The sequence below is a fragment of the Pseudoalteromonas sp. MMG033 genome (assembly GCF_057197785.1).
This window is the reverse complement of record NZ_JBXVAL010000002.1, coordinates 1,086,485-1,112,715: the sequence shown is the minus strand read 5'-3', so window position 1 is coordinate 1,112,715 and position 26,231 is coordinate 1,086,485. Positions and strand designations below refer to the sequence as shown.

The following is a 26,231-nucleotide window of genomic DNA, read 5'->3' as shown; positions in this document are numbered from 1 at the left end:
ATTCAGGTACAGTCATGGACTATGTATTATCAAGGAGATAGCCATCATGACCCAGTTACCCATCTTTGTGGTTGATGCATTCACACATACGCAATTTAAAGGTAATTCTGCCGCGGTTGTGGCATTAGAAGCTTGGATAAGTGATGAACTCATGCAACGTATTGCTGCTGAAAATAATCTCTCAGAAACCGCCTTCTTAGTTAAAAATACGCCAAACAGCTATCACATCCGTTGGTTCTCTCCGTTAACTGAAATTGCATTTTGTGGCCATGCTACCCTTGCCAGCGCATTTGTTTTGTTTAATCACCTTGGCGTCTCTGAGCGTGTCGAATTTACCACGCAAACGGTAGGTAGCTTAACTGTAACGCAAACGGCTGAGTCGAAGTTAGTTATGAACTTCCCGATGCAAATGCCTGAGCCTATATCAAACGTGCCAAGTGCGCTGCTAACGGGCTTATCAATCCCGCCAAGCCAAGTACTTAAAAATCGCCAAGCGTATTTTGCAATTTATGACAATGAAGTCGATGTGCATCAAGTGGCTTATGACGCGGCACAATTAAAGCAATTGGCGCCTTTGGATGTGGTGGTGAGTGCGCCGGGTTCTGAACATGATTTTGTTTCTCGGTATTTTTGGCCCGCGAATGGGGGCGAGGAAGATCCGGTTACCGGCTCAATTCATACCGGTCTTGCGCCGTTTTGGTCAAAGCGTTTTGATAAGCAAGTACTCAAGGCCTATCAAGCCTCAAAAAGGGGTGGACATTTAGTGTGTGAGGTTGATTTTAGCACTGAGCGAGTCACCATCACCGGTGAAGCTGTACTGTACTTACAAGGCCATATTTGGGTTTAGCCTAACGTCTTATTTAATCGTGCTTTATTAGGGAGTAGTGAATGGATAAAAAGCAGAAGTTTGCGATATGGGGTTTAGTTTTTGTTGCGCTGATGGCGGCTGTGACCGTGGTTGCGCATATGTCATGTATCTGGCTTGGGGAGGCCTGCTATCGAGCGCAATTAGCGCCAAAAGAGGTGGTGGAGTCTGCTAAAAATGGTACCTTGTTTGCGCCAATTGCCACGGTAGGCATCTCGTTTTTGTTTGCTTTATGTGGTGCATATGCACTTGCAGGCGCAGGGCTCATTAAGCGCTTACCACTGACTTATATAGCACTGTGGGCCATTGGCGTGTTATGCACCTTACGGGGGATAGTTGGCATTGGCTTTAGTCTAGTTTATGTTGATATGGTAACGGTGTATTCTTTTGTCGCTACCATGATTTGGTTTACCTGCGGGGTTATAACGTGCTTTGCCATCAAGTGGGTGCCGACATGTGCGCAGGCACCCACTAAGTCGGCACTGAACTAGGTTATAAGTATTTGAGTAGCGGACTGTGATGGGTTCGCTTAATGGCCAAGTAATGTTTGCAAGGCACGTATAAAGCCAAGGTGATCCCAAGCCACGCAATATAAGCAAGTATTAAACTGGGTTCATAGCGACTTGGCCACTCCTCTGGTGTGCTGAAAAAGTGTATTGTTTGCCCATATGCTAGCCAGCTATAAGCTTGCGCGCTGAGGTTTATCGCAGGAATGTGTAGCAGGTAATAAAATAGCGGAACGCCGCCTAAAATTTTAAACCCATCTAATAAGGTCAGGTTAAAGCCGCGATTTTGTAAATACTCTAAACTGGCCAAAATCAGCAAACCCGGGCCTAAAGTCATTAACAGATAAACGAGCGACGGTGGATATTTGCTGTTATTCAGTAAAGACATGACAGACTCTGCGAAAGACGCTTCAGGTGTAAATAAATTCGGTTCCCCATAAATATTGCCCAATTTGAGCAACACAAATAGTACTACAGCGAAAGTGCCAAACAGTGCAAAGACCTTATATCTATATTGCGCACTGAGCTGAAACAAATATCCGCAGCAGTACCCTAAAGACATGACTGCAAACCAAGGGATCAAGGGGTAAAGGGCAAGTACGTCAACTTGCGTCGAAAAGGTCAATGTCGTCGGGCTATGTAAAATATGCCAGAGCCACGCAAAGTCTTGGCCAAACCAGTTTAAGATGGCTTGATCTGGCAAGGTATTATGTGCACCGATCACCACAATTGACACAATGCAGATCCATGTTAGAGGCACGTAAATCAGTGCAGCCAAAATAATCATTGACCAGCCAATGGCCCAGATCACTTGTAAAAACACCACGTCATACCCAAACTGCCAACTAAAGTTAATCACGGTAAGCTCTAAAAAAATCAACCAAAGCCCTCGGCTGAGCAGATAGTTACGTACTTTTGCAGTTGAACGCACTTTGTCTGCATATAAGTAAGCGCCTATGCCAGTTAAAAATATAAACAAAGGGGCGCAAAAGTGGGTTACCCAGCGGGTTAAAAACCATGCCAGTGTCGTCTGATCAAGATCTGTGGGTGAAAAGGGGGTTTCTGCCCAGTAGCGCCGAGTATGATCCAGCGCCATGAGCACAATAATAAAGCCTCTCAGAATATCAAGAGAGTAGAGACGGTCAGTTTTAGCCACGGTTTATTCTTTTGTGAATTTAATGTTAATTAAAATCTAGTTGTAAAATAAGACTATGGCCAGTTGCTTGATAAAAAACATATATTTTTTCTAGATATGCGCAATTTGCTCACGAAAAGCAGCGACGGATTTGCCAAAATGCCGTTTAAACTGTTTTGCCAGTGCTTGCGGGTCTTGGTAGCCCACGCTCTGGGCAATATCCCCAAAGTGTTTATTTGAATAGACAAGTAGCTCTTTGGTTTTCTCCAACCTAAGTAAGCGAATATAGTCAAATGGTGTCATGCCGACCGAGGACTTAAAGCGTCGAATGAGCGTACGCTCAGACATACATGCTAACTCAGCGAGTGCCTTGAGGGTGAATTGCGCACTGAGCTGTTTTTTTACATGACATTGTATTAATTGCACAGCACTGTCTTGATGCGCATCTAGGGCGCTACTCATCATAAAGGCAGTTTGGCGAAGCTGTGGTTCAGGTATAGCAAGCCAACTCATGACTTTTTTAGCCGTATCTGCGCCGACTTGTTGTTTTATAAGCGCCAGCATAACGTACATGTAACTATGAGCGGCGCCAGCGGTATATAGCTTTTGGTCGCAAAGATAAATGGGCGAAGTGTCTAGTTCTAAATGTGGGAAGTGACGGTTAAAAAAAGCTTCTAGCCACCAGCTTGCGGTGATCCGCTGTTTGTCTAATAGACCTAGCGCTGCGGCATAGGCAACGCCACAGCAACCAGCAATCAGTGTGGGCGAGGTAAGGGGCTTTAATTTTTCACTTAGCAGCGGGGCATAACTATTTAGCTTTTGGCACTCCTGCCAAAGGCGTTTGTCGCCTTGGTATTGACTACCAATGATGATCAACACATCAAAGTATTGTAAGTCCTTGAGTTGACAGTCAACCTTAAACGACAAGCCTTGGCTGCTGACAACGCTTTGGTCATTTAAAGAGACAATTTGCCATTGATAAAATTGGGTCTGCATTACCTGATTAGCAACATTTAAAACATCAATGATCCCTGTTAACGCGCTTGCCATCACACCTTGTTGACATAATATTGCAACTTTCATGTCGCTTTCACCCTGTATCTTGTCATTAGTGACACTTTAGAGGGCTGTAGCGCTACTGTAAAGTGGTTGCACATTCATTGAGTAAGGAAATTTGTATGTGGATCCAGTTCCCCATTATCGCTTTGGTACTTTTATTTTTATGGTTATGGCTTGCAACGGCCTGCTTACGCATAAAGGCAGTCCGGCGCGGTGAATTATCACTGCAAGCGGTCAATTTTGTGCTTAAAGATCAGATGGCTGAACGTACTCGGCTATATGGCAATAGCTATGATAACCAGTATCAGCAGCCTGTTTTGTTCATCTGTCTATTAGCGCTGTTACATATTGAATCTGTGGCAGGCACAGGCTGGTATCTTCTTGCGTTCATATTTGTTGCAGCGCGTTATTGGCACTGCTATGAGCATATTCGTTCAACCAATATAAAGAGGCGAACAATGGCATTTGCACTTTCAAGTCTTAGTTTGTTTGGCGGGTGGCTCGCTTGGTTTGCAAGTATGACTTTCACAGTGTAAATACCTAGCTTGAAAACTAAAAAAGCAAGGCTGTGCCTTGCTTTGGTTGGTATCATAGTTTGCCACAAATTAACTGTTGTGGCTCAGCGAGAGTACTTTAATGGCTTGGGTTACTTTAACCATTCAATCATATTGGTCATCAAGGCTTGCGTTGCCACTAAACCATCTGATCCACCGACGTCACATAGCCCTAAACCACACCCATCAAAATGATGCTCGGCTTTTTCTAGTAAGTGCAGCTCGCTGCCGTCGCGGCATTGAACTTGAGCATATTGCTTGTCAAACACCAGCGTATTTACTTGCGCTGGGCCTGAAGCTATATTGCCTGCTAGTGCATTACATAGTCTCAATGACTGACTTGGCGATACTATTGTGTCAGCCATACCGTGGCTGATAAACATCTCTGGTGCTTGAGTCGGCGCCTGTTCAATGGCTTGTAGCAAGCTATTGTTTACCACCACTGGCTCATTACCCGTCAAATCTTGCCAGTGGGCCTTGCCTGATAAAATGGCGATCATGCGTTCAATGTAACCATGTACATAAGTACCGTCTTGTACTTCTTTTAATTGATGAGCAAAATCGGCAACAGGGAACATGGGAGCGATTTTATCGACTTTATGAGGGAATTGCTGAGATAACCAAACGGCCATATGGCCACCTGCAGATTGTCCCGTAATTCGCACTGATTTGTTGCTGGTGGTGTAGTTTGCATTATTTGCTTGCACCCACAAAAATGCGTCACGAATATCTTGTTTACTGTCCTCAATATTAACTTGGTTACAGGCAGGGCCGGCTTCTCGGTCTTCAACTAAGCGATAATATGGCATATAGACCACAAATCCAGCATCTGTGAACTGTGCTAATTGTGCTTCTGCAGTGCGCGCTGTGCCAAGTCTTTCTAACCAGCCACCACCGTGGATCATCATAATGGGTGTGGCACTATGATTATTGGCATTTTTGTAAACACGCATTTCTAAATGACACGTACCGCGCTCGTTAAAGGTGGTTTTATATGTGGTACGTTGCACAAGAGGGATCTCAGCAAAGTCTTGTGGCTTTGTGGTGATAGGTAAGGTCGCTGTGTAGCCAGGCATCCACGCATCTTGGACAAAGTTTAAATCTTCACTGTTACCATAGCGCTGTGCCTTGTAGTCAAATTCTCTTAAGCAAAACTCAGTGTCTGACTCATTTTTATATTCTATGGCCGTAGTGCATTGTGCGTCCGTGTAATACCAGCTTCTGTGTGCCAGGGCGGTATTTACTTCGTTACATTGACCATCTTGACTGTACAATTTTGGTAATAGGTTTACCGGCGGTTTACTTGCAACCGCTGCAAAGCAATAACTTGCACCAGTGACAATGCTTGTGATGTCTGCAGAACCGCTGTTAAGCATTTCTCTGAGCGCTGCGTCATGGTGTTTAAAGTATCCCATAGACGCTTCCAAGGAAGGGTTGCCATTGGTCGGCTTTCCTTGTAGGTAATGCGCAAGCAGGGCTTGCGGATCTGGAAATATTGATGCATTAGCAATGGCTGAAGCAGAGATAGCAAGACAGCCTATTAGGTTTGATAGGTGTTTCATGGGCGTTCCTTGTTGACATACTGCTAGTAAAGACGTGATTTAAATTCAGATATTTAGAAGATTTTAATGAAGAACCGACTTGTAAATTAAGTTAACATTTTTGGTCGGTTATAATACGCTATATAAATGCATTTATTTGAATAGTATGCGGTATTTCTATGTTTTTGAAATTCATAAAAGTGTCATTTTGGTAATTTTTTTGTACTTTAGGTGTTATTTTTAATTGTTTTTTGTGTTTATATTGAGTACGGATTTTTTGGGTACAAATTAAAACAAAAAGTAAGTAGCGATTTATGAATATAAAAATAACAAAACTCGCATTGGTTGTTGCAGCATCATTGTCTGCCAACGCAATGGCAAATATCGAATATCCGCTGATGCCTGGCGACCCGCTAGTTGATCAGCAATGGCACCTTAAAAATACAGGCCAAGCTGCTTTCTCTGATAGAGGCGGTAAAGCTGGCGAAGATATGAATGTTTCTTTGTCACACGCGATGGGTATCATGGGTACAGGTGTAACCGTTGCCGTTATTGATGGTGGTGTAGAAATTAAGCACCCGGATTTAATTGACAATGCGCGTCCTGGTTCTTGGAACTTTACAACTAATAGCCCTGACTTAGCGCCAGGTAGCCCTACTGATAGACACGGTACTGCTGTAGCCGGTATCGTTGCATCAAGTGCTTTTAATGGCATTGGTGGTCGTGGTGTTGCACCAAGAGCAGGTCTAGTTGGTTTCAACTACATTGTTTCGGGCAACCAAACAATAGCAAATTGGCTTCAGTCTCATGGTATGTACTCTGATGGTTTTGCGAAGCAATCTTTTGATTACCCTCGTGTATTTAACCAAAGTTATGGCCGTACATTGTCTGCGCCAAGAAGCTACGATTATGAAGAGTCTCCTTGGTTACAAACGTTTGATGAAGCACAAGAAGAAGTCACCCGCACAACACATGGTGGCCGCGGTGCAATTTTTGTTAAATCAGCGGGTAATGGCTACGAAAGGCAAACGTTTACAGACAGTGAGCTTGGACGTGGTTACCTATGGTTTGATAACGCCAACCATGGCTTACCACTTCAAAACGTAAACCTTGAACGTGCAGATACAAATTTCTGGAACTTAGTTGCTTCAGCATACAATGCAGATGGTGAGCTTTCATCATATTCGACAGTCGGTTCTAGTGTGTTTGTTTCTGCACCTGGTGGCCAGTATGGTACGTCTTCACCAGCGATCATCACGACAGATGTATCTGGTTGTGCGGCAGGTTATAACCCGCTTTGGCTTCGCAATGACTTACACGGCGGTCATCCGCTTGATCCAAACTGTGATTACAGTGCAAGATCGAATGGTACTTCGGCGGCAGCGCCAAACGTAGCTGGTGCAATTGCAGTGATCATGTCTGCAAACCCTGCGCTTTCATGGTTGGATGTAAGAAATATTCTTGCGACAACTTCACGTCGTATCGATGCGGATCACCCAGGTGTTGCATTGTCATTCAAAGACTCGGAAGGTAAGCAGGTAAGCTACCAAGCAATTGATAAGTGGCAGACAAATGCTGCGGGTTATCAGTTCCATAACTTCTTTGGATTTGGCGCTGTTGATGTCGACGCTGCTGTTAATCTAGCGCGTTTCTACGACAAAAACTTAGGTGAGTTTGTTAAGACTGATCGAGTGTTAGTAACAGCTGATGCAGAAATTCCGGATGGTCACTTAAGTGGTGCACAAAGCACATTTAATAACGACCAAGAGTTAACTGTGGATGCGGTTCAAATTCGAGTGAATATTGACCACACAAGTACACGTGACTTAGCGATTGAACTGATTTCTCCTTCTGGTACTCGCAGTGTTGTCATGACACCAAGAACAGGTACTATTTTGGGTAACAGTGGCATGCAAAATACTCAAATGCTAACTCACCATTTCTATGGAGAGCAAGCGAAGGGTGAATGGACTTTACGTGTTATTGATACCGCTTCTGAAGATGAAGCATACATTTTTGATCCGCGTACGTCTGGTGAGCCGAACGTGAATATGGTGCACCGTAACAATACAGAAAACGGTGTTCTTAAATCTTGGGATATTCGCTTTTTTGGACGTAAATAAGGAGTCGTAAAATGAAATCTAAATTAATCCCTTTACTCGCTATGGTTGGCAGTTTATACGCAGTACAAGCGAGCGCCCAAACAGTTCATGAAGCGACGCCAGTCACCAGCGATTCTGGTGTGACTGTAAACGTCAACGGCAAAGACTACGTACTTGTTGCTGCAAAGAGTGATAAAGAATTGGTGACAGGTGCAGCACTTGTCGATATCAAAACTGATGAGACGATCGTATTAACAGGTGAGCTGGTTGTTGAGCTTGAATCTTTAATCGATGCGCAAGATTTTGCACAAGCAAATCAGCTAAACCTGATTTATGTTCGTGGCAATCGCGCTATTTTTCAAGCGGATGCAAACGTCGCTTTGCATACTTTTAAAGCGCAAGTAGCGCGCTTAAATGGTGTGGTTAATACTCAGATTGGTTTTAATCTTGAAGGATTAGAAGCAGAATAAGAATGAATAAAGCCACTTAAGTGGCTTTATTTTTATGCTTTAACTGTATATCTGACAGGCAGCTATGAGAGAAAAACAGACCTTGGCATTACCATTCAATTGTTTGTTCTAAACATCCAAATTTTCCAAATAAAAGCCTCACATGTAATAACTCCCAAATGGGGCTTTGTATTTATGCTATTTTAATTTATTGTTTGATTTCCAAAGAAAAATACTATTTAGGGAAATACCATAGCTTTATGGACAAAACAATAACTTCAATTTTCTTGCTGATAGGTTTATTTTTATTATCTGCAAATGTTTCTGCTTTCTATTCAGATGTTGAGATTTTAACGAGTAAAGCCAAGAGTGCAGCACCCAATCATTCAGTCTGGCAAACTCATGGTTATGGATACATATTAGAAGTCATCGGCGAAGATATACGTTTTTACGATATTACAAAACACCATTGCATACTAAATAAAGTCGAAACTGGTGAATATCCTAGTCGTAACTTGACTGTAGAGGGTGACGCTGCTGAATTAGATTGGTTTACAGTACACACTGTAAAACTAAAAAAGTTGAGCCGTTTACCTACATTATGTAAGCAAAGCCTACTGCTTAATACAGATACTCAAAATATAAAGTTCTCAGCCCCAGAAGTGTTTGATATTTTGTGGTTTACCTTTGCAGAACACTTTGCTTTTAACGAAGAGCTTAATTGGAACTGGCATACCAACTATAAAACTTGGCGAGATAGAGTGTCAGATAGTATGAGCGAATCGGCATTGGCTGAGGTCATTACAGAACTTATAGATGAATTAGGTGACGCTCATGCATATGTAGAATCAGATGATGACAGCTTCTTTGTTATGAACAACATTAAATGGGAAAAGTTCAGAAGTAGGATGATTGAAGAAGGGTTTTCACAACAGACTGAGTTTTCATCCTTTCGTGATTTTTTTCAAGCTCTTAGTAAAAAGCGCAACAGTATCATTTCAAGCTATTTTGACAAAAAACACCCGCCACAGAAATTAAACCGCAGCTTATTATGGGCTTCACTTCCCCATGAAATCAACTACTTAAGTATTGATGATATGAGTGACTATACCGCTGAAGAGACTATTCAAGCGGATATAAAAGAAGTAGACAAAGCGATACAGCATATTATGCCTATGCTCACGAAGTCTAAAGGGCTAGTAATTGATTTACGCTGGAATAGTGGAGGATATGACATTGTTTCACAACGATTGTTATCCTATTTTATTGATAAATCATTGCTGGTTGGCAGTAAATCGTACCGAACAGAAAATGGTTTTAGCAAACCCGAAAATATTATTGTTCATCCCGCTACATTTGACCGTTACCTAGGGCCTATTGTCGTGCTTACTAGTGGCATAACCATGAGTGCTGCTGAATCATTCTTACTGGGTCTTGCTGCCAGAGAACAAGTTAGTATCATTGGAGAGCCATCTAATGGCGGTTTTAGTGATTCACTTCCTAAGCAGCTGCCAAATGGCTGGTCATTTACGTTATCCAATGAACGTTATTTTGACCATAAAGGCGAAAGTTATGAATATCGAGGTTACCCAGTAGAGAAGAGCTTTGAATATTTAAACGCAGCCGATTTAAAGGCTGAAAAAGATAGTGCACTCATTGAAGCAATGAAAATTCTTAAATAAAGAAAGCTTTTGCTGATGAGAGTAATGTAAATGCACTATTGTCCGCTTTTGGGACATATGAGACGGTAAGGTTTGATTGAATTCTATTATTCTAATCTGACAGATCAAGTAAAGACTTATTCACTTAACTAAAGCCCCGAATTGGGGCTTTTTTATGCGTGACGGTTATTGCATAAGTTGGCTAATGTACTTAACCGGTGCGCTGCCATAGCTTAAGAACTCTTCATGGAACGCTTTTAAGTCAAAGTCTTTACCAAGCTTTTCTTTTTGCTTTTCACGTAAATCGTAAATTTCACGGTAGCCACTGTAGTAGCTCGTTAACTGAACTTGACTCAGAGTCGCTCTGCGCCACTTACCTTCCGCTTCAGCACGTTCTTGGAAAGCACCATTCATCAGTAGGTCTAGACCTTCATCACGACTGATCCCTTTAACCTGAATCGCATAGTCTAAAATGGTGTTACAAATAACGCGTAAGTTCCATTTGTAGTACATCAACCACATCTCAGGCTCATGATCACCATAGCCTTCTTCAAGCATCATGCGTTCTGTATACACAGCCCAGCCTTCGATCATGGCACCATTTCTTAAAATTGTTTTAATTAGTGATGGTGACTTATTGGCATAAACAAGCTGAGTATAGTGGCCCGGTACTGCCTCGTGGATGTTGAGAATTTGCAAGATCCAGTGGTTATACTCGCGTAAAATAGAGCTTGCTTGTTCTTCTGTTCTCAGCTCAAGCGGCTCTACATTGTAATAGGTGTTTTCTTTTGCATCGTATGGGCCAGGCGCTGAAATAGATGCCATCGCGAAACCGCGCATGAACTCAGGTGTTTCGCGTACAACTAACGGCTTTTCAGGATCAAGAGAGATTAAGTCCTTTTCCATAACAAACTTTTCAAGCAGCGGGATCTGACGCTTAATCTCATCAACAAACTGCTCTTTTGGCACATGCTTTACAGATAAATGCTTAATAAGCTCAGCAATGGCTTGCGCGTCATCTGAAGGGCGTGCTTTATTTGGAAAATATTTTGGCCACAATTGGTCGGTTAGCTTTACCATCTCTTGTGTTACGCGTGCTTTGTCAGCAAGCGCTTTCTCGTACATGGTTTTAGCTGTGTAACCAGATTGAATATCAAAGGCAAACTTCTCTTCGTATAGCTCTTCACCAATTCTGAAGCTGCGTGCATTACCATTGGCAGTTAAATCTTTTTCTAATTGAGTCAGAAAGTCGATGTAACCATTAATCGCAGTTTTGGCGTTGACAAAACGGGTCTTAAACAGCGCTTTTTCATCAGCAGTAAGTGCGTTTGACGCATCGACTTTATCTAATAGGTCATCTTTTAATACTGCAAATGCGCCTTGGTTTTGCGCGATAGCGAGCTGAGTGTACTCAAGCGTAGGCGTGTCTATGTTGTTTTTTGCCGCCTGATAAAACTCTGGAACATACTTCAAGCGCTCTAATACAGTTTTGTATTTTTCTGCGTCTGATTTAAAGCGACTATTTAAAATGGTCGCGAAACCATAGGAGATGTTGTAATTAGACGGGTTCCATTGCCAATCTTTAAACTTTTCAACTTCCCAAATTCTTTTTTCAAGGCTATTTTCAATTAAGAAATAGTCTGATTTTTGATTGTCACTCAAACTATTTAGATCAAAACCACGCAGTTCACTTAATTTCGCTTTTGAGAAAGCAACACTGCTTGCGCGTGATTCTGCATTAGGGATGGTCATAATATGATCATACTTGCCGTACCCGACATATAAAGAATGCTCTGGGTACTGGCGCCACATGTCTTCGATAAGCTGTGCTGAAAAATCAGTAAATGCTTGATTTTGAGATGCTTGTACAACAACCGGAGTTGTAGACTGTGAAGAAGTACTTGTTGTTGTGCAGCCAACTAGAGCCAGAGCCGCTGCAACAGCCATTGTGAGCGCTGTTTTTTTCATTCGCTTGTTCCTATTTTAATTTTCTTTATCATATCAATTTTTCGCAGCGCGCGCTCGTTCTGGCTGATCTAAGATCACTGCACCGTTGCACTCTTTTGCCACAATGTCATCTGGGTTATATATAGGACAAGACTTCATAGATAAGCAGCCACAGCCTATGCATCCGTCCACCATGTCGCGAACGCGTGTCATATACGCTATTTTTTCATCAAGTTTGGCTTGCCAAAATCGTGACATACTGGCCCAATCTTCCTTGGTTGGTGTGCGGCTTTCTGGCAGTTTAGACAAGGTTTCTTGGATTTCTAACAGTGAAATCCCCATTTTTTGCGCAGCTTTAATGACCGCGATACGCCGTAGCACATCTTTTTTGTATCTTCTTTGGTTACCTGCGTTGCGCCAGCTTCGTATTAAGCCTTTGGTCTCATAAAAGTGTAGCGCTGAGACTGCCACATCTGCGCGTTTTGCTACTTGCCCTACACTTAAGCGCGGCTCGTCCCGGGTTGCTGGTGTTGTCATTTTTGCCCCTTTTTTAAAATAACGCTTTACCTAAGGTTAAGTTGAGGTTTTAGCCTATCAACAAATTTACAAAAGGAGAATCATTTTGAACACAATCATTGTTTATTCGAGCGCTGAAAAAATGGGCAATACCGGCAATGCGGTTGGAGAGTTAGCGACGGAGTTTGATGCGCAAACACTATTTTTGGATGACTATGTGATCCACGATTATAGTTATGATCACAAAAATAAAGATGATGACTTTCGCAGTTTGTTTAGGCGCATTTTACAGTTTGACCATGTGATTTTTGCCTCGCCCGTCTACTGGTACGCAGTAACACCGAGAATGAAGGCATTTATTGATAGGATCACAGAATTTATGGATGATGAACAGCTCAAGCCTGAATTACGTGAGCTTAGAAGCAAACAGTTTTCAATATTATCCACGTCTATTCACGAAGCTGCGCCGCAGCCTTTTACTGAGATGCTGCAAAAAACATTTGAATATTTAGGCATGACATCCAGAGGTCAATATCACAAGCAATACCCCTATGAAGGTTAATCCGTTTTCGTTTGAAGAAATTGAGTTTGGTATTGTTTTGGTGTCTGCTTAAAGGTTTTTTTAAACCCTCGACTTAATTGACTTGGGTGATTAAACCCTAAGGTGAAAGCAATGCTGGTTACGCTTTCACCGCGCTCTAAACGCTTGCGTGCCGACATCATTCGTTGGCCATTTAACCAATTTTGCGGGGTCGTACCAATGCGCTTTTTGAACTGGTCAAAAAATTTACTTCGGCTCATGCAGGCGATTTTGCATAATTCATCTACATCGAGCTGTTCATCCAGATTTCTTTGCATATATTCAACCGCCGCATGGATCCCCGTTGTTAACTCATACTTCGCGACTTGTTTAAACAAGAGGTCGCGGCTTTGCTGTTGCAGTAAACGAGCAACTAACTCGTTTAACGCAAGGTCGATATAAAAGTCTCTTTGTGGCGTATTTTCGCAAAATAAATGCATTAAGCGCATGAGCAGTTGCTGTGTTTGCGAGTTGTGCTCGTTATGAACAAGCTCTGGCAAGTAATTAAACTGTGGTTCTGAGCATTTCTCAAGTTGGTTTAATTGCTCTGCGACAGAGGCTATTTTGTCTTTACTAATATCAATGGCCAAGCAGGTTGTCGGCCGATTTATGCAGGCGGTGGGAAAATCAATATGCACAGCTTGTTCAGGCGCCAATACGAAGCTTTCATTGGGTAGAAATGCATGATGATAGTCACAGCTTTCGACATGCATGACCTTTTTTCCTGTGAGCATGCCGCAAAACAGTACATTGTTAGAAAACAATCGAATATGTTCTGCATGTTCATAGGTATCATAAATACTGAGCTCGACGTCATCGCCTGCAAAATGAACGCGATTCTCAACCAGTGAATTGACTTTTTGCCTTTTTTTATGAAGTTGTTCTAGCATTTTTATTCCTTGTTTGGACTCAAGCGCAAACATTTTATACGCAGAGTTAAGTTTTTAATCCGCCTTTAAATTAATGTCAACAGAATAACAACAAGTGGCCTCCTCAATGAGAGAGTGCCGCAGTCACATAACAACTAAGTTGAAGAGGCATTTATGATTTATGCAAATCCAAATACATCAGATGCAATCGTTAATTTTAAACCTGTTTATGATAACTATATTGGCGGAAAATGGACCCAACCTGTAGAGGGGCTGTATTTTGATAATATCAGCCCAGTCAATGGTGCTGTTTTTTGTCAGGTCGCCAGATCTGGGCAAAAAGACATTGAATTGGCTTTGGATGCGGCACATAGTGCTAAAGAGTCTTGGGGCACAACGTCAGTGACAGAGCGCAGTAATATTTTGCTTAAAATCGCCGATCGTATAGAAGCCAATCTTGAATACCTCGCGGTGGCCGAAACATGGGACAACGGTAAAGCTGTGCGTGAAACTTTAGCGGCAGATGTGCCTTTGGCAGCCGACCACTTTCGTTATTTTGCAGGGTGTATCCGTGCGCAAGAAGGCAGCATTGGGGAAATTGACGAGCATACTGTGGCGTACCATTTCCACGAGCCGTTAGGGGTTGTTGGACAAATTATTCCATGGAACTTTCCATTGCTCATGGCAGCTTGGAAACTTGCGCCAGCGCTTGCTGCGGGTAATTGTGTGGTGTTAAAACCTGCTGAGCAGACACCTGTATCGATTTTATTATTGATGGAACTGATAGAAGATCTGCTTCCAGCAGGGGTCGTTAACGTGGTAAATGGCTTTGGTAAAGAAGCCGGAGAGGCACTGGCGACCAGCGACCGCATTGCCAAAATTGCCTTTACCGGCTCAACGCCAGTGGGGTCTCATATTTTGAAATGTGCGGCGGATAATATCATTCCATCAACAGTAGAGCTTGGCGGCAAGTCTCCCAATATTTACTTCAGTGATGTAATGGAAAAAGATGATGAATTTTTGAGTAAATGTGTCGAAGGGGCTGTATTGGCTTATTTCAATCAAGGTGAAGTATGTACATGCCCGTCTCGATTGTTTGTACAAGAAGATATCTACGATGAGTTCATTGCAAAAGTGATAGCGCGCACGCAGCAGATAAAACGTGGCAATCCTTTGGACACAGACACCATGGTAGGCGCACAGGCTTCCCAAGCACAATTTGACAAAATTTTAAGCTACATCGAAATTGGTAAGCAAGAAGGTGCAGAGGTACTACTCGGTGGTGAACCAGAAAAACTCAGTACGGAATATCATGAAGGCTATTATATTCAGCCGACGTTGTTAAAAGGTCATAATAGTATGCGAGTATTTCAAGAAGAGATATTTGGTCCAGTGATCTCCTTGTGTACTTTCAAAGATGAAGCGGAAGTACTCGCAATGGCTAATAGCAGTGAATTTGGTCTAGGAGCGGGTGTGTGGACCCGTAATATGAACCGTGCTTATCACTTTGGTAGAAAAATAGAAGCGGGTAGGGTATGGACTAATTGCTATCACATGTATCCGGCCCATGCCGCTTTTGGCGGTTACAAGCGCTCGGGCATCGGCCGTGAAACACATAAAAAAGCGCTGGATCATTACCAGCAAACTAAGAACCTTCTAGTCAGCTATAGCGAAAGTCCGCTTGGATTCTTCTAAGTTATAGCCTTAGCAAGATGCGCAACCATGGCCATGGTTGCGCTCTTTTTTGTTATGTTATTAGGCCAAATAGCATAGGCCGGTATAGGGGTTACTTGCCAATTGGGCAGTAACTCAATCAATTTATTTTCTCTTAGGGCTTGCTCAACAAGAAAGTCCGCAGGTGTCGCAATACCTAGCCCTTCCATACATAATTGTGTCATGCCCTCAACCGAATTCGCTGTGACTTGATAGTTAAAATGAATGTCTTGTTTACCGAGCTCTGGGTGTATGATTGTGCGCTTATTGGGTAAGCTGGCAAGCTTTATCCATGGCATGTTTTCAAGATCTTTTGGTGTTTTTGGGTGCGTGTTATTTTTTAAAAATAAGGGTGAGCAGGTGAGCTTTCGCTTTATATTGCCTAGCTTTTTACTTTTTAATTCACTATTTGGTAGGTCGCCAAGTCGAATTGCAATATCGATCCCTTTCTCTATCAAGTTCTCATACACATCGCTAAAGTGAAAGTTGACCTCTAACCTCGGATGTTGCTGGCAAAACTCTGCTAAAACGCGGGTATAGGGGGAGCGTATAAGTACAGTCGGCAAACTGACGGTGATCCTGCCAGATAACGCATCTTGCTGGGCACTGATATCAGATAGGCCTTGCTCGACTGTTTTTAACATGTTTGTACTCATTTTGAATAACTGCTGCCCTTGCTCTGTTAACGAGAGCTTTCTGGTCGAGCGGTACAGCAAGGCGGTATCTAGCTTTGTTTCGAGCAAAGTGATGTGATAGCTGATCACTGAGGGCGACAAGTTAAGTGCGCGCGCCGCACCGCGAAAAGAGCCTTGCTCTACAACGGTTGAAAAAATGGCGATGCTTTTGAGTTCGTCAATCATATTGAGTAAGTTTTTAGAACAGTGATATTAATTTATACCATCTAATCAAATTTAAAACAGGGGTATACACTCAAATTTTATACAGCGATGGAGTGAGCAATGTTGATGGTATTAGCAATGGGCTTATATGCACTTTCTATGTCTATTACACCGGGTCCGGTGAATTTGATTATTTTTTCAGGTGGCATGAATCGTGGTATCCAAGCCACGTTGCCGTTTATTTTAGGTGCAACAATTGGGTTTAGCCTGTTGCTTTTAGCAACAGGGCTGGGGCTTGGTTGGGTGGTGCAGCAACATAAGTGGTTAGTATATAGTTCTACAGTGATCGGCTGTAGTTTTATGATGTATCTTGCTTTGCAACTGTTTAAATCTGAACCGAGTATAGGCCAAACGACAGCGATGCGCTCAGGATGGTGGGCAGGCTTGATGTTGATGTGGTTGAATCCAAAAGCGTGGTTGGCTGCTATTGCGGGCAACAGTTTGTTTATTGAGCCTAGCCAAACCAGCAAATTGTTTGTGTTTGTATTCATTTACTCCTTGGTGTGTTTTGTTTCTTTATTGTTGTGGGCAGTGTTTGGTAAGCAAGTGTCTAGCCATATCTCGAACGACAAGTATGTGCGTTGGCTTAACAAGGCAGCGGCGCTGGTGATCGCGGGTATGTGTGTGATGGTATTGTATGAGCTGGGAGGTAGAAATCTTTAGCGGTGTAGCTATTCTGTGATAACTTTGTTTGACTAAAACTAATTTGCCAAGGACTTTGAGGTAAGCCGTGAGAAAAGTTAAAGTTGCCCCATATTTGATTTTTAGTATTAACATTATCATCGTATTTGTTGCTACTTTTTGGCATCAAATTTCTAGTGCTAATGGTGGCTTATCTTTTATCTTACTGGTGATATTTTGCATTTTGTCATTGTCTAATTGCGTCTATCATATGAGTGTCTTGCTAGTTTATAAAGTGTTTAAAATAGAGCGCTTTAAAGCATTGGTTTTGATGATACCAGCCTTATTATTACTTGCTTATAGTATTTTTTCACCGGCTCCCCACATGGAAGAGAATAGGCGCTCTTTGAATACTTCTAGCTCTGAACAGTTTATCGCCCGGGTATCTGCATCGTTTAATTATTGGCATATTGAGGTGGAAAATGCCTTGGGGCAGACAGTATACAAAAATGAAAATACGGCTATGAGAAGCACATTCTCCCTATATTGGGTATGGGATAAGCAAGACAGATTATGGTTTTATTACAGTGATGATGGCACTGTACACTATTTATCGAAGAGTAATGATGGCTGGCAGCTACGAGAATACGACAAGTTTGATGAGGCTTTGGAACTTAAGCCCCCACCGAGTTTATTTCCATCCTATGTAATCCTTAAACAGAAAAAGCAATAAAGCGAATGCTTCAACTTGCTTGTTATAGCCCGCTTTAGGTTCAAGATGGTCTTTACGAGACTATCAAAATATTTTTAGTACTGAGCACTTCATATAACGCTTTCAGCATTTTTATCGTATGATACTGCATGCCTGTCGGTGTGTTTTAATTTGTAACATAAGAATTTTCCCATGTATAACCCTAACTTACCTTTAGTTTACCACCCTAACTATTCTTTCAGTTTTGATCCCAAACACCGTTTTGTGGTGAGTAAATTTGCAAGATTAAAAAGTTATCTAGAGCAACAAGGGCTCATTGGTCAAAACTTACATCAGGGCCCTGTTGGTCACTATTCGGACTTAGAGCTAGTGCATTGTGAACAGTATGTCCGAGACTTATACCATAATGAGCTTTGCCCAAAAGCAATGAGACGAATTGGGATCCCTTGGTCTAAAGAGCTGATGGCGAGAACATTTACAGCACCGCTGGGCTCTTATCTTACTGCATCGCTTGCACTTGAAAACGGCGTGGCGTGTCATTTGGCGGGTGGCACGCACCATGCTCATTACGATTTCGGTTCTGGGTATTGCATGGTGAATGATTTGGCTTATACAGCAGAGCGGTTGATCAAAGAAAAACGGGTTCATAATGTACTTATCTTTGATTGCGACGTGCATCAAGGAGATGGCACTGCCGCCATGCTCACACACAACCCTTTTGTATTTACCTGCTCAATACATTGTGAAAAGAACTTTCCCTTTAGAAAGCAACAGAGTGATTTAGACATTGGGTTAGACCCTAATGTCAGCGATCACGAATACCTGCGAGTTGTAGAAGCAACAATCCATGATTTACTGGAGCAGCTAAACCCTGATCTGGTGTTATATGATGCAGGCGTTGATGTTTGGCAAGAGGATACGTTAGGTAAATTAGACATTAGCTGGCAAGGGCTTGAGAAACGTGACCGTATTGTACTCAACGCATGTAATCAAAAAGGCGTGCCAGTAGCCACAGTGATCGGTGGTGGATATGATAAAAACCATGAACGTTTGGCAAAACGTCATGCTATTGTTATTGAACAGGCCGCGCTAATTTAATATTTTGAAATATAAACGCTTAATTTCGAATTTTTGTTGGGTAATATTAAGCCCCCTTTAGGGGGCTTAACTGAATTAATGTAAATTATACATTGCTTCTGAAGTGGCAATTATCATTTTTAATTGACCATCATCACCTACTTTAACATCTAGCATTTCTTTTTTCCCAGAGCCGATAAGGTTCGGACTGGACCAGATTTTATGACCTTTGGCACTTGAATAAAGGACTTGAGATTTTGCAATGTCGCCCCAGTATTGAGAGTTTATTGCTCTTCTGAAAAATATAATATCTTGGTATGTACTCTTTGTCGGTGATGCCACAATGTCGATGACATTCGTAGGCGCGATCGATTGGTGAACGATTTCTAGATCATTATCTATATGTTCAAATACGTAAAGAGTTTCTTCATAATTATTCTCAAAGCGCCCAATGCCCAAGCAAAGGATTTCTAGATTGTCATCGGAATCAAAGTTGAAATATTCTATGTGCATACATGAAATCGGGTATGTAGACGAGATTGATAAGCCGTCTTGTGCTAGTTCGAGCACCTGTAACTTATCAGTAGCGATCGCAACTGAAAAACCATTGTGATTGTTTGCACTGAAATCATTAATTCTTTCACTCGCTGTAAAACTCCCAATGATTTGCTCATTAAACACGTTGAAAAGATTTAATGTGTTTTCTGAACTTTTAAAGGTATTTTCTTCACTGTATATTGCGTCTGGGATGTTATCACCATCAACATCTATCGCATCGACTTTAGTAACAACAGAGCCGTAAGTTAAAAAATTCTCATATGACACAGTATTTGTTTCTAAATCCAAAATCTTATAGCTTACTAAGTCAGAAATAATAGCTTGGTCTTTGCCTTGGTTATTAAATTGTGAGATTTTTGCAAGATTATTACTGTGGTTACTACTACTGTCGATATATGGCTCATTGATATTGTATTTACCCAAAATATCCATGTTAACAGTCACGTTTTGGGATAAGTGGTTTGTTGAGGTGAATACAACGTCTCCCACAGTACTCCAACCTGCTGAAGTGTAACCACTAAGGTAGGTTGTTAGACTATCTTCACGCTTTGTAACAGAGATAGGGCTTGAGTTATTTTGAATATCCGCAGTTAAGACTTTCTTAATTCTAGAGAAGTTAGGGGTACTGCTCCAAAGTATTTCCAGATCACCATCATTATCACTGTCATCTATCAAAATAGATTTAGTACCACGTTCTTGACTAGATATAGAAGTTAGCTCAGTAAATACGCTGTTATTTTCAACATCGTAAACCTTAACATTACCAAATTGACAATCCCCCACAATAAGTTCATTACTGTTGTCATTGTCAATATTAACCACTGTGGTGCCGCAAATGCCGCTAAGTTCTAACTCTCCAATTTGAGTATTTTCTTCAGCTGAATACACCTTAAGTGAAGAATAGTTGCCAGCTATGATCTCCTCTATACCATCGTTGTCGAGATCCCCTAAGGTGAAGCTAGTATTGCCAAAAGCGCCTGAATTTAGCCATTGGTTTTGCCAGCTTTTCGTGTCGTACACAAGGCCACTGCTGGTAACCAACTCTATATTCTCGTCTGAATCAACATTACCAAATAGAACATGGAGATTGTCATATAATGTGGTATTGAAAATGGCATCTGCAAAATCTAAATTGGAGTAAACTAAGAGCTCAGTTGGACCACTTGCACCCTCGGTGGCAAGTGTTATTGCGAACTCTGGTTCTCCATTTTTATCAATGTCAGATATAGCACCCGATACCACACCTTTGTCAAATGAAATGAGCTGTTTAGCTTCACTTTGTAAGTCTTTTATGAAACTTAACCCATGTTGCGTGAGCACATAGATTGAAGGGGGGGCTTGATCGTTCGCTTTAAAAGTGAATATGTGATTTACTTCGCCCGCTGTTGGTAGAGCATATGGATATAGCCACACCTGCTCGAGTCCTTTATCTTGGTGTGACAACAACATCAAACGACTTTGGTTATCTGTTGTTAAAATTTCATTGTCACCATCACCATCAAAATCATCTACATAGATACTGTTGTCAGAAGTTGGAGCGGCTATAGTTGAACGTGCAATTGGTAAGCTAGGTGAGTTTATTGTCACTTTGACTTCTAAAGGTTTATTCTTTTCATCAGTTTCGCTCTGTGTATTAAAGGTGAAATAATAGTCTTGTGGGGAGAACAAGCTATTATTTGGTGCTGTCCATGTAATTTGTCCGTTATTATCCACTTGTACTTCGCCAGGTGCTGATATAAGTGAGGCAGCTTTTTCTTCATCAGGCTTATCGGGATCTACGAGCTGAACGTTAAACTTGATGATATCACCACTAGATATTTCAGAAGGTAAATTGCTAGTGACAATAGTGACTGGTGCATCTGCGATGCTTATCGATACCAGTGGACCCATTACTTCGTTAGCCTTGTCTGAAACCACGACAGCAACGTGCAATTGATCTCCAAATTTAGCGGTACCTGCAGGTAAAGTCCCAGAAGTTTGGTTATCAATAATTTCATCATTTAAAAACCAGCGGAAACTGACTTCTAATTCATTTGATGGAGAATCTGGATCGGAATAATCCGATGCCACAACAGTAATAGGTGTGGTTGTATTTATCGTTGTTTGGTTAGTTACCAAAGGCGAGCCGACAATTGGAGGCAAAGACATTTGATCTATGGCAACAGTTGAAATGGGTTTTAAAATGTCAGAGAAAGTGTCAGGAAAGTTAGTTATATATGCTCCCTCATTACGTTTACCATCGCCATTTGAGTCTAAGTAATAAGCAGTATGTTCTTTGGAGAAGACAAGATCAACGTTTTGCGAGGCGCCCGTAAATTTGATTTCGCCCTCGGAAAACTTAGGTGCTTCGCCAACTAAAAGGTTTGTGTTAAATTTGACTTCTCCTTTATCGCTGAATTTGATAAAGCCGTTTGTGGTTAGCTCATCATCATATCCAAAGTTACTGACTGAACGTGCTGTAAAAGAAGATATGTACTTCACTCCATCAGCTTGTTCTACAAGCATATTGTGTTCAATATCTGTTCCAGCGCCAGCATAATCTTTATCTTTATTGGTTTTTGTTGCTAGATACCCTGTGATAGTTTGCGTTTGTCCCGTGTTATCTTCACTTTTTACGTTATTAAAGTAAAAGGAAGTATCAACACCGTCTACAATTGCAACCAAGTGAGCTGTTACTGAGCCTGAGAGCCTTGGTGTATAGTCATAATTTTGACAGTTTTTATAATCAACAACTATGTTACCTTTACCTTGCTCATCTAACTGTCCGTCAAATGCAATATGACCTGAAATATTGCAACTGGCGACGCCATCAATATCACCATTCTCTTTTACATACTTGTTAATATTTTCAAAGTTTGCACTTGATATTGAGTCTACTGTAGAGACAAATAAAATATTGTATGCTTGCTTAATTAGGGAGTCAGTTAACGGAGCATTTTCATTACTTCCTGTATATCGTGCTGTGATTAAGTCCTGAGTTGCCTTTTTAAGTTCATCCTTGCTTGCGCCAACTGGACTTTCTAATAAATTGGTCGTTTCAACCTCAGTTTTTTGTATCGTTGGCTCTGAAACTGGCGAACCTGAGATTGCTGGTTTTGAATCCGAACCACCACATCCTGTGAGTATTGTTGTTATAAGTAAAGCAAGTGTTGTTTTTTTAATTGTAAGCATGCTAGTGAAATTCCTAAACTAAAATCAGGCGGAATTTAACAAAATCAGCATTATATGTGAATACATAAATCAATATGTGGTTATTTTGTAAATTAATTTTTCCGTTTAATTTAAACTTTCCTCTGCTTATGTTGTTATTTTTAAAATATTTTTAGTGAGGTTGGATCAAAATAAACTAAGTTTGGAAAAATATCATTAATCTCTGAGTCATTTAATCCAAACCATTTCGCTATGGGTGCAAAATACTGTTCATTGGAAAATTGAGGAATAAGTCTGCCGCCACCGACATCTATATTACTGCCGACCTGCTGTGAAAGCATGGCGCCATGCAAGTCTTGGCCATTTACTGCACCGCCCATAATAAGTTGATTACTGGCCCAGCCGTGATCTGTGCCATCTCCATTTGAAGTCAATGTGCGGCCAAAATCAGACATAGTAAAGGTTGTTACGCTATTTTGCAGAGATAGTTCAGTAAGTGCGCTATTAAACTCAGCCAGTGCTGTTGCAAGTGTTCCTAGCAGGGCTGGTTGCCGCGTGACTTGTTCATCATGGGTATCAAAGCCACCTAATGAGACAAAAAATATTTGCCGCTGGTTACCTGTTTGAGCACTGATACTCAGAGACTTGGCGACAGCTGCTAATTGCTCCGATAAACTGTTATCGCTAAATTGTGTGGTTAATACGGGCGCTTGCTCTAATAAAGTGTTCATATACTGCACATTGCTAATGGAGCTGGAAAGCCTGCTGGCATATGCGTCTTGAAGTGAGTTTGTTTGGGTGTTTAGCAATCTATCCATGATGCTTTTAACATGGTCGACTTGTGGTTGGTAACCTGTCAGCGAGTTGATTTTCATTATGCCACTTTTATTGAGTGCATAGGGAGTGGTGTCGATACCTGCTTGCCATGGGTTTGCCCCAGCAAGAGAGATGTTACTAGTAAAACTGTTATGCTGGTTTAATCGTTCCAGCATCCGCGCGCCCCAACCCGTATTTAAAGACACCTTCTCACGTCCATTCATCCATGTGGCTTGTTGGTCGTTATGTGAAAACAAATGATTGGGTAAAGGCACTGCTTTGTTTTGATAATCAGCAAGTGTTGTTGGGGTGATAAGTGTGCCAACCCCGCCAACAAAGCCGAGCTGACCGGCATCAAAAATGGGAGATATGGCACCCATGCTTGGGTGCAAGCCAACACCGCCCTCAAATTGTGTCAGCGTATTTAAAGTTAGCGGATCGGCAATAGCTAGATTTTGTCTGCTTTGCTCATAATGTAGTCGTTGATCACCGGTTAAGGGCACTAGCATATTGAGTGAGTCACTCCCACCGTGCAGAAAAATACAAACAAGTGCTTTGTAATCAGTAAGCTCGGTGTTGTTCATAGAGCTACTAATAGCTTGTAATTGCAAACAGGTGAGTGCGGCAACAGAAGCCCCGCCTTTGATGCACATAGATAAAAAAGCGCGTCTTGACTGGTGATTAAAATACGACATGGCAGGCGCTCCTAGTTTTGGTAATTAAAGTCAGGTGACAATGAAATCATGTACAGTAGCTGGGCGACTCGAAGAGACGCATCTCTGTTCACAAAATAGCTATCTAAGTCTACGAGTGCTGTTCGTGTGGTATCCGACATGGAGCCTGCAAAGTAAACTAGGTCGTAGTAGTCCAATAAAGGTTGTAATCCATTGTTTGTCAGCATCTCAATGTCTGCTTGGGCGTACATGTAGATTGTATTGGGGTTGAGTGTTGTTTTTCGCTCAGCCATCCGCCACACCAAGTCACCATAGTGCCCGTTGATAGTGGAGATCATATTGGAGTCGGTGGCAATTTGCAGCTCAGGTGCCACGAGCCCTAAGGCTTGGAGTTCATTTGGCGTATGGTCTGGTCTAAAAAAGTTAAATACAGAGGGCGATAGTAACGGCCCTTGACCATATGCTGTGTTTAAGTTCCAAGTATAATAACGATTTAGCTCCGAGCGTGCATTTAACACCCGCCATAAGTGCAGTTTTACGAGGATCGGCTCTTTAATTTTGCCACTATGTAGCTGTACAGACGAGTATTTCCTGGCTTCTTCATCCAGTAAAATTGCTTTGATGACGGCACCTAGGTCGCCTTTTACACCTTCGCCGTTGTCGTTAAATATAGTCGCCACTCGAGCAATATATGCTTGTGTTGGATTCGATTTTACAAGTCTTTGGATTAGTTGCTTACTGATAAAGGGGGCAACATTATTGTGTGCAAATAAGTTATCTAGCGCAAGTTGCATGGACTCATGGGGACCGGTGTTTTTTGGGATAATTTCACCACCGAGTAATGACTTTTCTTCCATTGAGTGATAGTCGGCAAAAGCGTGCATGGGCAGGGTATAGTTTCGGCTGGGCCTGTCCCACCTTGCCGAGTAAGCAAATGTCCAGCCAGTGAAGACTTTAGCAAAGCCGGCTATTTCCGCTTGTGAATAGGTTGGTATGGTGTTGCCATTAGCATCTAATTTTATAGAGCCATCCAAATTAAGTTCATTCAAACCAATAGTGAATAGCTGCATGACTTCTCGCGCATAGTTTTCATCAGGACGAATATTAAGCTCTGCGTTTGCTTTTTCATTCCCTAGGTGACTTAAATATACGCCCATAGCAGGAGATAAAGTGACTGATTCTAGTAGGCTTCTAAAATTACCAAATGCATGTTTTAACAGCATGTCATAGTAAGCGACCATGCCTTCTGGCTCGCCTCGTAAAGCTGTATTGGCATCCGAAATCACAAAAATTTCACTGAGCGCAAATGCCACTCTTTGCCTGAGTTGATCTGGTGCATTTAAACTCGCTTTCCACCAAGCGTCTATTCTGTTGATGTGGCTTGGGTTATCTCTGTCTGGGTAGTTTTCTAGTAAAGGCGTATGCAGGGTAGGCGTTAACGCAATTTGCTGGTCAAGCCATTCGCTTTCACTCATGCCCGAAGCTGACTGGATTTCCGCATAAGTTGCGCCAAGTGTCGCTTGCTGCATTAATACCGATGCTTGTAGTTCAGTCATTGCATTGACAGACTCAATGCTGGTTTCTGTATACGTACTCATGCCCGCGCTATCAGTGACTGTCAGTGAAAAGGTATAGCTTTCATTATTGATAGAGCTCGCACTTGGTAATGTCACGGTTAGACTTGCAGAGTCTGCGCCTGTAAGGGTAACGGTCGGGCCGCTAATTTGAGCCCAAGCGAACGACAAGCCTTCTGTAGACCCTTCAATGACAGTGTCTATGGTGATAACACTGCCTTTTCTGACAACATCGCCTGGTAAGCGAATGTCCACAACAGGTGATGTGCTTATATTCTGTGTATCGGCTGTGTCATTAGCGGTGTTTTGGTCAGTTGTACCATCATTTGATTCAGTACTTGGTGATGGAGGAGGGCTGTTGTTTGCTGTATTGGCATCATTGGTGCTTTCATCACTGCTGGGTAGCTGTGGAGATGCTGTGGGAGTACTTGACTCGGAACCACCGCCGCCACATGCGGATAAAACTAAAGTTACAAGTAAAAACAGAACACGCATTTTCATTGTGATTGCCTCAATAAGCTCTAACCCTTTTATAGCATGCTCATTTAATTTAACAATATCTTTTCATTAAGTTTTGGCATTTTTTTACGCTAAAAGGATTGGCTTTTCGCCATATTTTTGAATTAAAGGGGAATATTTATTGATGAATTTGG

21 protein-coding genes are annotated in these 26,231 nt (G+C 41.9%); 11 read left to right on the top strand and 10 right to left on the bottom strand.

The features are described 5' to 3' along the window. Positions 1-46: 46 nt before the first annotated feature. Positions 47-847: a PhzF family phenazine biosynthesis protein gene (locus AC2CZC_RS25830; protein ID WP_484585214.1), complete on the top strand. Its 801-nt coding sequence runs from the start codon at positions 47-49 to the stop codon at positions 845-847. 41 nt (positions 848-888) lie between these two features. Further along, a complete protein-coding gene (locus AC2CZC_RS25825) occupies positions 889-1,356 on the top strand; it encodes a hypothetical protein (RefSeq protein ID WP_484585213.1) in 468 nt (155 codons plus the stop codon). A 1-nt stretch (position 1,357) separates the two neighbouring features. On the opposite strand, the gene AC2CZC_RS25820 is transcribed toward AC2CZC_RS25825, so the two are convergent. Together AC2CZC_RS25820 and AC2CZC_RS25815 are read right to left on the bottom strand one after the other, a co-directional pair. Beyond that, positions 1,358-2,527, bottom strand: a complete 1,170-nt coding sequence (locus AC2CZC_RS25820; RefSeq protein ID WP_484585212.1) for an acetyltransferase domain-containing protein — start codon at positions 2,525-2,527, stop codon at positions 1,358-1,360. A gap of 90 nt (positions 2,528-2,617) precedes the next feature. After that, a complete protein-coding gene (locus AC2CZC_RS25815) occupies positions 2,618-3,589 on the bottom strand; it encodes a GlxA family transcriptional regulator (RefSeq protein ID WP_484585211.1) in 972 nt (323 codons plus the stop codon). A 95-nt stretch (positions 3,590-3,684) separates the two neighbouring features. Between AC2CZC_RS25815 and AC2CZC_RS25810 the strand changes: the two genes are divergently transcribed. Beyond that, the gene (locus AC2CZC_RS25810; RefSeq protein WP_484585210.1) at positions 3,685-4,101 is read left to right on the top strand and encodes an MAPEG family protein; all 417 of its coding nucleotides are present in this window, start codon (positions 3,685-3,687) and stop codon (positions 4,099-4,101) included. A gap of 110 nt (positions 4,102-4,211) precedes the next feature. Here AC2CZC_RS25810 and AC2CZC_RS25805 read toward each other — a convergent pair whose 3' ends face one another. Beyond that, a complete protein-coding gene (locus AC2CZC_RS25805; protein WP_484585209.1) occupies positions 4,212-5,681 on the bottom strand; it encodes an alpha/beta hydrolase in 1,470 nt (489 codons plus the stop codon). A 293-nt stretch (positions 5,682-5,974) separates the two neighbouring features. Here AC2CZC_RS25805 and AC2CZC_RS25800 point away from each other — a divergent pair, with 293 nt between their 5' ends. The 3 genes from AC2CZC_RS25800 (at position 5,975) to AC2CZC_RS25790 (ending at position 9,893) form a co-directional block, all read left to right on the top strand. After that, positions 5,975-7,783, top strand: coding sequence for a S8 family peptidase (locus AC2CZC_RS25800; protein ID WP_484585208.1), 1,809 nt, complete (start codon positions 5,975-5,977; stop codon positions 7,781-7,783). An 11-nt stretch (positions 7,784-7,794) separates the two neighbouring features. Next, complete coding sequence (locus AC2CZC_RS25795; RefSeq protein WP_484585207.1) at positions 7,795-8,232, top strand: hypothetical protein; 438 nt, start codon at positions 7,795-7,797, stop codon at positions 8,230-8,232. Positions 8,233-8,471: 239 nt separating this feature from the next. Beyond that, positions 8,472-9,893: a S41 family peptidase gene (locus tag AC2CZC_RS25790; RefSeq protein WP_484585206.1), complete on the top strand. Its 1,422-nt coding sequence runs from the start codon at positions 8,472-8,474 to the stop codon at positions 9,891-9,893. 165 nt (positions 9,894-10,058) lie between these two features. Here the strand turns inward: AC2CZC_RS25790 and AC2CZC_RS25785 are convergent, their stop codons facing one another. Further along, entirely contained in the window at positions 10,059-11,840 is a 1,782-nt protein-coding gene (locus tag AC2CZC_RS25785) for a DUF885 domain-containing protein (RefSeq protein WP_484585205.1), read from the bottom strand. Between the two features lie 33 nt (positions 11,841-11,873). Further along, positions 11,874-12,356 carry a redox-sensitive transcriptional activator SoxR gene (gene soxR, locus AC2CZC_RS25780; RefSeq protein WP_484585204.1) on the bottom strand — a complete coding sequence of 161 codons (483 nt, stop codon included), beginning with the start codon at positions 12,354-12,356 and terminating at the stop codon, positions 11,874-11,876. A gap of 85 nt (positions 12,357-12,441) precedes the next feature. Here soxR and AC2CZC_RS25775 point away from each other — a divergent pair, with 85 nt between their 5' ends. After that, the gene (locus tag AC2CZC_RS25775) at positions 12,442-12,897 is read left to right on the top strand and encodes a flavodoxin family protein (protein ID WP_484585203.1); all 456 of its coding nucleotides are present in this window, start codon (positions 12,442-12,444) and stop codon (positions 12,895-12,897) included. Here AC2CZC_RS25775 and AC2CZC_RS25770 read toward each other — a convergent pair. Further along, positions 12,894-13,805: a helix-turn-helix domain-containing protein gene (locus AC2CZC_RS25770; RefSeq protein ID WP_484585202.1), complete on the bottom strand. Its 912-nt coding sequence runs from the start codon at positions 13,803-13,805 to the stop codon at positions 12,894-12,896. The two genes, AC2CZC_RS25775 and AC2CZC_RS25770, sit on opposite strands and share 4 nt — an antisense overlap. A 153-nt stretch (positions 13,806-13,958) precedes the next feature. On the opposite strand from AC2CZC_RS25770, the gene exaC reads away from it, so the two are divergent. Then, positions 13,959-15,479, top strand: a complete 1,521-nt coding sequence (gene exaC, locus AC2CZC_RS25765) for an acetaldehyde dehydrogenase ExaC (protein ID WP_484585201.1) — start codon at positions 13,959-13,961, stop codon at positions 15,477-15,479. On the opposite strand, the gene AC2CZC_RS25760 is transcribed toward exaC, so the two are convergent. Continuing rightward, entirely contained in the window at positions 15,476-16,357 is an 882-nt protein-coding gene (locus tag AC2CZC_RS25760; protein ID WP_484585200.1) for a LysR family transcriptional regulator, read from the bottom strand. The genes exaC and AC2CZC_RS25760 overlap by 4 nt on opposite strands. 99 nt (positions 16,358-16,456) lie before the next feature. Between AC2CZC_RS25760 and AC2CZC_RS25755 the strand changes: the two genes are divergently transcribed. From AC2CZC_RS25755 to AC2CZC_RS25745, 3 genes are all read left to right on the top strand, one after another. Beyond that, the gene (locus AC2CZC_RS25755) at positions 16,457-17,059 is read left to right on the top strand and encodes a LysE family translocator (RefSeq protein WP_484585199.1); all 603 of its coding nucleotides are present in this window, start codon (positions 16,457-16,459) and stop codon (positions 17,057-17,059) included. Between the two features lie 67 nt (positions 17,060-17,126). Next, entirely contained in the window at positions 17,127-17,750 is a 624-nt protein-coding gene (locus tag AC2CZC_RS25750; protein ID WP_484585198.1) for a hypothetical protein, read from the top strand. 171 nt (positions 17,751-17,921) lie between these two features. Next, the gene (locus AC2CZC_RS25745) at positions 17,922-18,827 is read left to right on the top strand and encodes a histone deacetylase family protein (RefSeq protein ID WP_484585197.1); all 906 of its coding nucleotides are present in this window, start codon (positions 17,922-17,924) and stop codon (positions 18,825-18,827) included. Positions 18,828-18,902: 75 nt separating this feature from the next. Here the strand turns inward: AC2CZC_RS25745 and AC2CZC_RS25740 are convergent, their stop codons facing one another. The 3 genes from AC2CZC_RS25740 to AC2CZC_RS25730 all read right to left on the bottom strand — a co-directional run bounded on the left by AC2CZC_RS25740 (position 18,903) and on the right by AC2CZC_RS25730 (position 26,079). Continuing rightward, positions 18,903-22,535: a hypothetical protein gene (locus AC2CZC_RS25740; protein ID WP_484585196.1), complete on the bottom strand. Its 3,633-nt coding sequence runs from the start codon at positions 22,533-22,535 to the stop codon at positions 18,903-18,905. A gap of 140 nt (positions 22,536-22,675) precedes the next feature. Next, complete coding sequence (locus tag AC2CZC_RS25735; RefSeq protein WP_484585195.1) at positions 22,676-24,025, bottom strand: DUF1501 domain-containing protein; 1,350 nt, start codon at positions 24,023-24,025, stop codon at positions 22,676-22,678. Positions 24,026-24,036: 11 nt separating this feature from the next. Beyond that, on the bottom strand, positions 24,037-26,079 hold the full coding sequence (locus AC2CZC_RS25730; RefSeq protein ID WP_484585194.1) for a DUF1800 domain-containing protein: 2,043 nt from the start codon (positions 26,077-26,079) through the stop codon (positions 24,037-24,039). Positions 26,080-26,231: the final 152 nt, after the last annotated feature.

What these genes read in the sequence shown, in the direction of transcription:
- AC2CZC_RS25735 (WP_484585195.1), bottom strand. Translation starts at nt 24,025, where the DNA reads ATGTCGTATTTTAATCACCAGTCAAGACGCGCTTTTTTATCTATGTGC.
- AC2CZC_RS25740 (WP_484585196.1), bottom strand. Translation starts at nt 22,535, where the DNA reads ATGCTTACAATTAAAAAAACAACACTTGCTTTACTTATAACAACAATA.
- AC2CZC_RS25795 (WP_484585207.1), top strand. Translation starts at nt 7,795, where the DNA reads ATGAAATCTAAATTAATCCCTTTACTCGCTATGGTTGGCAGTTTATAC.
- AC2CZC_RS25730 (WP_484585194.1), bottom strand. Translation starts at nt 26,079, where the DNA reads ATGAAAATGCGTGTTCTGTTTTTACTTGTAACTTTAGTTTTATCCGCA.
- AC2CZC_RS25800 (WP_484585208.1), top strand. Translation starts at nt 5,975, where the DNA reads ATGAATATAAAAATAACAAAACTCGCATTGGTTGTTGCAGCATCATTG.
- AC2CZC_RS25755 (WP_484585199.1), top strand. Translation starts at nt 16,457, where the DNA reads ATGTTGATGGTATTAGCAATGGGCTTATATGCACTTTCTATGTCTATT.
- AC2CZC_RS25825 (WP_484585213.1), top strand. Translation starts at nt 889, where the DNA reads ATGGATAAAAAGCAGAAGTTTGCGATATGGGGTTTAGTTTTTGTTGCG.
- exaC (WP_484585201.1), top strand. Translation starts at nt 13,959, where the DNA reads ATGATTTATGCAAATCCAAATACATCAGATGCAATCGTTAATTTTAAA.
- AC2CZC_RS25760 (WP_484585200.1), bottom strand. Translation starts at nt 16,357, where the DNA reads ATGATTGACGAACTCAAAAGCATCGCCATTTTTTCAACCGTTGTAGAG.
- AC2CZC_RS25810 (WP_484585210.1), top strand. Translation starts at nt 3,685, where the DNA reads ATGTGGATCCAGTTCCCCATTATCGCTTTGGTACTTTTATTTTTATGG.
- AC2CZC_RS25770 (WP_484585202.1), bottom strand. Translation starts at nt 13,805, where the DNA reads ATGCTAGAACAACTTCATAAAAAAAGGCAAAAAGTCAATTCACTGGTT.
- AC2CZC_RS25790 (WP_484585206.1), top strand. Translation starts at nt 8,472, where the DNA reads ATGGACAAAACAATAACTTCAATTTTCTTGCTGATAGGTTTATTTTTA.
- AC2CZC_RS25830 (WP_484585214.1), top strand. Translation starts at nt 47, where the DNA reads ATGACCCAGTTACCCATCTTTGTGGTTGATGCATTCACACATACGCAA.
- AC2CZC_RS25785 (WP_484585205.1), bottom strand. Translation starts at nt 11,840, where the DNA reads ATGAAAAAAACAGCGCTCACAATGGCTGTTGCAGCGGCTCTGGCTCTA.
- soxR (WP_484585204.1), bottom strand. Translation starts at nt 12,356, where the DNA reads ATGACAACACCAGCAACCCGGGACGAGCCGCGCTTAAGTGTAGGGCAA.
- AC2CZC_RS25745 (WP_484585197.1), top strand. Translation starts at nt 17,922, where the DNA reads ATGTATAACCCTAACTTACCTTTAGTTTACCACCCTAACTATTCTTTC.
- AC2CZC_RS25805 (WP_484585209.1), bottom strand. Translation starts at nt 5,681, where the DNA reads ATGAAACACCTATCAAACCTAATAGGCTGTCTTGCTATCTCTGCTTCA.
- AC2CZC_RS25815 (WP_484585211.1), bottom strand. Translation starts at nt 3,589, where the DNA reads ATGAAAGTTGCAATATTATGTCAACAAGGTGTGATGGCAAGCGCGTTA.